This window comes from Congzhengia minquanensis, from assembly GCF_014384785.1.
GTDB classification, from domain to species: domain Bacteria; phylum Bacillota; class Clostridia; order UBA1381; family UBA9506; genus Congzhengia; species Congzhengia minquanensis.
This window is the reverse complement of the sequence record NZ_JACRSU010000010.1, coordinates 1-5646: the sequence shown is the minus strand read 5'-3', so window position 1 is coordinate 5646 and position 5646 is coordinate 1. Positions and strand designations below refer to the sequence as shown.

Here is a 5646-nt window from a genome sequence, read left to right as displayed (position 1 = left end):
TTAGCACCTGCGCCACCGGCAAACCCGCCATTGGTCTCTTTTGCATTTTTTCCAATTGCGCCGCCTTCTGTCGCTCCCGTGTTACCGACTGTTGTTGCTGCGCCTGCCTGAAAACCGCCGCTTTCCGTCTGCCTGTCGGCTTTTTCGCTTAGCTTTTCTTCTAAATCCTCCAAAAAGAATTCCGGCGAAATCCTGTCCCAACATAGGCCGTTCCAAACATACTGCCCGCCGTTCATCTTTAATCCCCGTTCTTTACACACATAAAAGCGAAAGCTGCTGTCCGGCTCAAACTTCGTGTTATAGCCGTTTAACCCCTCCAGCCGTTGCCCCGCCGCCGGCGCGTTGTAAAAAATCGGGCCCCATAAGCTCCCGTCCGGGTTATAGAGATACGCCGTGTCAGTAGAAATAAATTCAGAATATGCGGAAGCAAACACATCCGAAAGTTGGTAATACCTATTTCCGGGCGAATCTTCTGAAAACAGCTCCATCCCGCCTACAACCTGCGCACACGGTTTGCTAAACTGCCGCTCGCTCTCTACAATATACACATCGCCAACATTTTTCGAATCAGGCAAAGAATCCAAATCCGAAACCGTCCCCCGCAAAACAAAATGCTTCTCCAGCTCCGGCAATCTCTCTTCCGGAATTTTCCCATTTCCATCCATCAGCTGAAATTCATAAACCTGCAAACTCTTCTCCACATTGTTTACGCCTTCGCCAAGCTGAATGCAATTTACTCTGTCCGCACCATGCGTCCTTTGCGCCGCCAAAGCGCCGTCACCGCCGGAAAAGCCCTTTCCCGCAACGGCGTTTCTTCCCACCGCGCCGCCGTAGTTATACGCTTTCGCGCCCATACCAACACCGGCCCCGGCATTCGCTTCGGCGTTTAACCCTGCCGCAAACCCGCCGTTTTTCGACTTTGCACCTTTGCCAACGCTTACCGCCGAGTCCTCCGAAACCGCGTCCAATCCCCCAACAAAACCGCCGCCTTCCGTCTGTTTATCCGCTTTTTTATCTAAATTTGATTCAAAACTTTCATAGGCATCTTCTAAGTTTTCAAAGGCAGTCCGCATTTCATTGTGTTCAATCGACATTTGCCCCGCCATGTTCAGTGTGTTGCCATAGGCTTGCTCCGCCTCCGTTTTCGCATTTACCGCAATTCCCGCCGCCGCCTGGCTGTCCGCGGCATATTTTTCCGCCCGGTCCCGATACGATGCGGCATGCGCTTTGGCCAGCTGCGCCGCCGCTGCCGCGGCGTTTGCCGTAAGCTCCGAAACAGAAGCGCTTGCTGCACATTTTTCCGCCCGACTTGCGTTTTCCGCCACCGCCGCTGGAATCTTGCTCACAGTTTCCGCCGCCAAATCCCACTTCTCGCGTTCTCCCTCCTGCAAATGCATGTCTTTTTGCTCATGCACATTCAAATCCTCAGCCACCTCATGAAAATGCGCCCCGTGAGAAGTAAAGTCCTCGTTGTGCTGGGCTATCATCTGCTCCACATACCCCGGCTGAGTGTTTGCCCCCACAGACGAAATAAAATTCTCTTTTTTAATCACAATCCCACCTCCTAAAAATAGTTTACAAAACCTTTCCGCACGCTTACCGGAGAATTCGCCCCGCAAAAATTCTTATAGGCATAAAACTTGGCGTTATAAGCAGAGATAAACTTGTTATACTCCTCCGCGTCATTCTGCTGAAACGCCGCCTGGGCACACACATAATCAATATACATCGAATCAAAGGGTGCACCGCACACAGTTTCCAAATCCTCCGGCACCTCGCCGTCATCGGAAAGCGCATACACCGGCGGAAAATAACGATAAACCACATAAACCTGGTCCCCGCGCTTCAACTGCGCGTCCTCCATGGTCCGCTCGTCTAACCGTTCCACCCGCGCGCCGTTCACATAAACCTCCGCCACGTCAGAATATAAAACTCCCTCCGGCAGGGGAACAATTCCCCCATCCGAAGTAACCGTTTTTGTGGCCGACAAAAACTCCGGGTTGTCCAGCATCAAATCCCGGGTCACCTCATAACACCAGTCCAGCTTGTCTTTTAAATCAAACACATTGGGCTGCCAACGGTCCGCCTTGTCAATCACATCTGCTATTTTCATGCAAAAACCTCCTTTAAAAAAATCAATTTACATTAGTTTACAACAAGCCAACCGCTCCTTATCGGCTAAATTTACACGCAAAAAAAGAACAGCCATAAAAATGACTGTCCTAAAAACTCACCGTCCTGTTTCCGGTTTTTATATCTATGCCATATTGCATTTTTTGTGTTGCCTTAAAAATAAGACATTGTTTTTGTAAAATTAATAGCTAACACTAATATGAAAGAGCATTGTGATATAATACATCCTAATAATATAAAAACAATGGATTTCACTTTAGATTGAAAAGTTATTATTTTTAAAATCTTACCAATAACCAGCCCACCAATAATATTAGCAACCCATAAAGGCGTTAAAAATAAAATATCTCCTACAATTCTTGATGCAATATTTAGTTTGAAATATGATTCATGGAATTCTGGTATATAAAAGAACATGATTCCGGTTAGTATAAAAAATAAAAAAAACAAAATAAATTTCATTAATCTCTTCATAATTTAACTCCTATACGTAATGTCAAATCTTGCAGTCCCTCTTTTTGAAATGTAATTGTACTGTTTTCCATATTCCAATAAACATCAACTGTCCAATCCTCTTTATTAATATAATCCGTAACTCCCAAAAATTCAAATGTATCCTCAGCATTTAATATAACAAAATTTTGAGCTTTCGCTTCATAAAATAAAGAGGCGCTCGGTTCATTCCTATAATTAAAATCACTCGCCATATTTCTTCCGGTTTCGTTGTTCCACAAATCCATTAAGGTCGCTTGATTCATTTTATATTTTCCATCACCCTTTGACCATCCTAAATCTTTCAATGCATAAACTTCATGATTATTTGCGGCAGTTCTTGCAACACCATAACCTAATTCTCTTGTCATTAATACATTCCAGTAAAAATGGCGATATGCATCTGCCTCATTATCCCATGTTTGGCTTAGTCCAAATGCACTTGCATACTTTTCACAACTTTCCCTTGCAAAAATCGAAAGCTCATTTGCCCTTTGTGCTGCTCTGAAACCATGGGCAAAAACCATTGCCGTACCTTCTTCTATGATGTTTAGCCCCCACGGATCCACAAACTTCAACGGATTATTCTCACAATAAACATACCAGTTAGAGCCGCTCTTTGCCGGGTCCTCACTCATAAACCTCCCAATACGCGGGTCATAATACCGGTTCCTAAGGTAAATAAACCCTGTCTCGCCGTCGATATACTCCCCGCAGTAACGGTACGGATTTTCCGCCGTCCCACTGCTTGTAACCTGCTTGCCGAACATGTCGTAATCATACGTCCTCACAGTCGCGCCGTTTTGCAGAACCGCTGTCGTGTCGCCGTGAACGTCCTTCATCAAATACATAGGCGTAGCCGTGCCCACCTTTCTTGACACAATCCCGCCGTTGCCAATGCAAAAAAAACCCTCTTTTGCTGTTAATTATACATATTTTACATATCATTGTCAACAGAATCTGACAAATCTCGAAGCTCAATCGTCTTAATTATCGTTGTTTTTTGAAACAATAAAAGACTCGGGTAGTCAAATGACTACCCGAGTCTTGAGGCATATTCATTAAAATCCGCCATAAATAAAATGCCACCAATAGGGCCAAATTACATCAGAGGCGCTCCCACTTGAAGACCAAACGGTGGTTTCCCAAGCATGATATTTCCAAACGTCGGATTCTTTTATAAATATCAAAATATTTGCGTTTGATCGTTCTTTAGATACATAGTAAACTCGTGCGAAGTTATCATGATAGTCTAAAATTTTTAAATAATCAATTTCACCAATCATTGTGTTTTCTTTGTAAATTTCATTAAATTCCTTTCCGTGCAAAATCGTTAACACTTCACATTTTGCAAGTGAAAAAAGCCATATCACAAGAAATATAATCAGTAGTGATAAAACAATCCATCGAACTATTTTTTTCGTTATCATCTTACTCTGTCCCCCTAATGATTATGCCCTAATAACTTTTGCATATAATGATATTCTTTTTTTACATTTTCCCCAAACGGATTTGGTTTAGGATTTGTATTTGGAGGATTTGCTCTATCTCCTAAATTGTATAAAGTACCTAATATATCAGAGCGCCCATCTATTTGGGGATATGCGGGACGTGTAGATGGTGTGGTAAAAACGATTGTTTTTACTCGTGCGAACTTGTTAGAATATTCCCCAAATTGCAAGAAAAGCCCCATCTTTTTTGCTGATTACTAGATTTACCTGCCTATCATCAATTAGATTTACATTTTCATGATCTTGGGATATTGAAATAAAATAGGCATCATCATCAGAGCTGTAGGAAAGACTATAGGAGGTTGGTTTTTGAAAATAAGATGGAACCTTATTTTTTATAATCGCCATCGCAATATCAACCGCCGTCTCCTCATCAATAGAACCATCTTCAGAATTGTCTTTTGATTGATGTTCTTTCATCACCTTTTTAATATCTGACGACATCTTGCGTGTGATAAAACCATCCGGAACCTTGTAGTCTTCAATATCTTTATTACTGACTTCCATGTAAAACAATGCCCCAGATTCTCCGATATATTTTGGTCTTTGGTCAGGAACTTCCTCGCCGCCGCACGCTGTTAACATCAAACAACAAATAATCATGAATAACAATTTTTTTAACATAAGTCACAACTCCTTTCATAAGGGGCTTGCCCCGTCACCCAGCTTGGCAAGGTGCGGCTTATACCGCACACATTCAGCAGGAGACCGCGCTCCTGCTGAATGTTGAAATAAGAACCCATCGTTGAAGCCCGCAGGGGACATTTCTTCCTTGCCGAAGTTATAAAGTTAAATGTGTTGCTGTTTCATCTTATCTTTTTCTCTTATCTTTTGCTGCCTTCCATATATCGGGCTTCCAATCCATCCAATACTTGCAAGTTTTGGCTTTGTTGGCTTTGCAAGCTGATCTATGAGCATACCAAATATTTCCATAGTTGGAGTAATGATCATACATCCATTGTCTCTGTCCGTCATTTAAATAGCGAATGGGTGTATCTTCATTTTCTACTACCTGTTCCCCTCCCGCACCATAGCCATATATTTTAATCTTTCCATCTCCCGGATTAAATTCAACAGAATATATTACACTGTTGTGGTAATCGGCATAATTTTTATCGTCATTTGAAAGTCCACCGCCCTGCGGATGGGCATGGATTGCACCAACATATCTATCTTCCGGATACGTTCCCTTTAATTCATTAAAATCAACATGGTGAGGTTCGCCAATAATCGGTTCCGTATATGTATAATATGTTTTGCCGTCATCTCCTACGACCGTATAGATGATAGAACCCAATTCCATCATGATAAAATCAGAATCCGCATACCAATTCCATGCCCAGTCATTGATTAATAATTCAAGTGTAGCAAAATGTTCTCCCGCAACCAGCCCCCCACGGATCCACAAACTTCAATGGATTATTCTCACAATAAACATACCAGTTAGAGCCGCTCTTTGCCGGGTCCTCACTGATAAACCTGCCGAGCTTGGGGTCGTAATACCGGTTTC

8 protein-coding genes are annotated in these 5646 nt (G+C 42.8%); all 8 read right to left on the bottom strand.

Annotation, left to right across the window (positions count from 1 at the left end):
- Positions 1-1553, bottom strand: a 1553-nt coding sequence (locus H8698_RS13090; RefSeq protein ID WP_249313881.1) for a hypothetical protein, incomplete at its 3' end; no start/stop codon positions are given.
- Between the two features lie 11 nt (positions 1554-1564).
- On the bottom strand, positions 1565-2113 hold the full coding sequence (locus tag H8698_RS13085) for a hypothetical protein (RefSeq protein ID WP_177677429.1): 549 nt from the start codon (positions 2111-2113) through the stop codon (positions 1565-1567).
- Between the two features lie 173 nt (positions 2114-2286).
- Complete coding sequence (locus tag H8698_RS13080) at positions 2287-2607, bottom strand: hypothetical protein (protein WP_249313880.1); 321 nt, start codon at positions 2605-2607, stop codon at positions 2287-2289.
- Positions 2604-3467, bottom strand: a complete 864-nt coding sequence (locus H8698_RS13075) for an RHS repeat-associated core domain-containing protein (protein ID WP_488153826.1) — start codon at positions 3465-3467, stop codon at positions 2604-2606. The genes H8698_RS13080 and H8698_RS13075 overlap by 4 nt, the downstream gene beginning before the upstream one ends.
- Before the next feature lie 219 nt (positions 3468-3686).
- The gene (locus H8698_RS13070) at positions 3687-4055 is read right to left on the bottom strand and encodes a hypothetical protein (protein WP_249313879.1); all 369 of its coding nucleotides are present in this window, start codon (positions 4053-4055) and stop codon (positions 3687-3689) included.
- A 228-nt stretch (positions 4056-4283) separates the two neighbouring features.
- Entirely contained in the window at positions 4284-4760 is a 477-nt protein-coding gene (locus tag H8698_RS13065; RefSeq protein ID WP_249313878.1) for a hypothetical protein, read from the bottom strand.
- Between the two features lie 187 nt (positions 4761-4947).
- A complete protein-coding gene (locus H8698_RS13060; protein WP_249313877.1) occupies positions 4948-5442 on the bottom strand; it encodes a hypothetical protein in 495 nt (164 codons plus the stop codon).
- Between the two features lie 52 nt (positions 5443-5494).
- Positions 5495-5646: RHS repeat-associated core domain-containing protein (locus H8698_RS13540; RefSeq protein WP_430393584.1), on the bottom strand; the 152-nt coding region annotated here is incomplete at its 5' end.

Bases quoted from the DNA above. Each gene is read 5' to 3' on its own strand.
- H8698_RS13080 (WP_249313880.1), bottom strand. From the start codon at position 2,607: ATGAAGAGATTAATGAAATTTATTTTGTTTTTTTTATTTTTTATACTA.
- H8698_RS13065 (WP_249313878.1), bottom strand. From the start codon at position 4,760: ATGTTAAAAAAATTGTTATTCATGATTATTTGTTGTTTGATGTTAACA.
- H8698_RS13070 (WP_249313879.1), bottom strand. From the start codon at position 4,055: ATGATAACGAAAAAAATAGTTCGATGGATTGTTTTATCACTACTGATT.
- H8698_RS13060 (WP_249313877.1), bottom strand. From the start codon at position 5,442: ATGATGGAATTGGGTTCTATCATCTATACGGTCGTAGGAGATGACGGC.
- H8698_RS13085 (WP_177677429.1), bottom strand. From the start codon at position 2,113: ATGAAAATAGCAGATGTGATTGACAAGGCGGACCGTTGGCAGCCCAAT.
- H8698_RS13075 (WP_488153826.1), bottom strand. From the start codon at position 3,467: ATGAAGGACGTTCACGGCGACACGACAGCGGTTCTGCAAAACGGCGCG.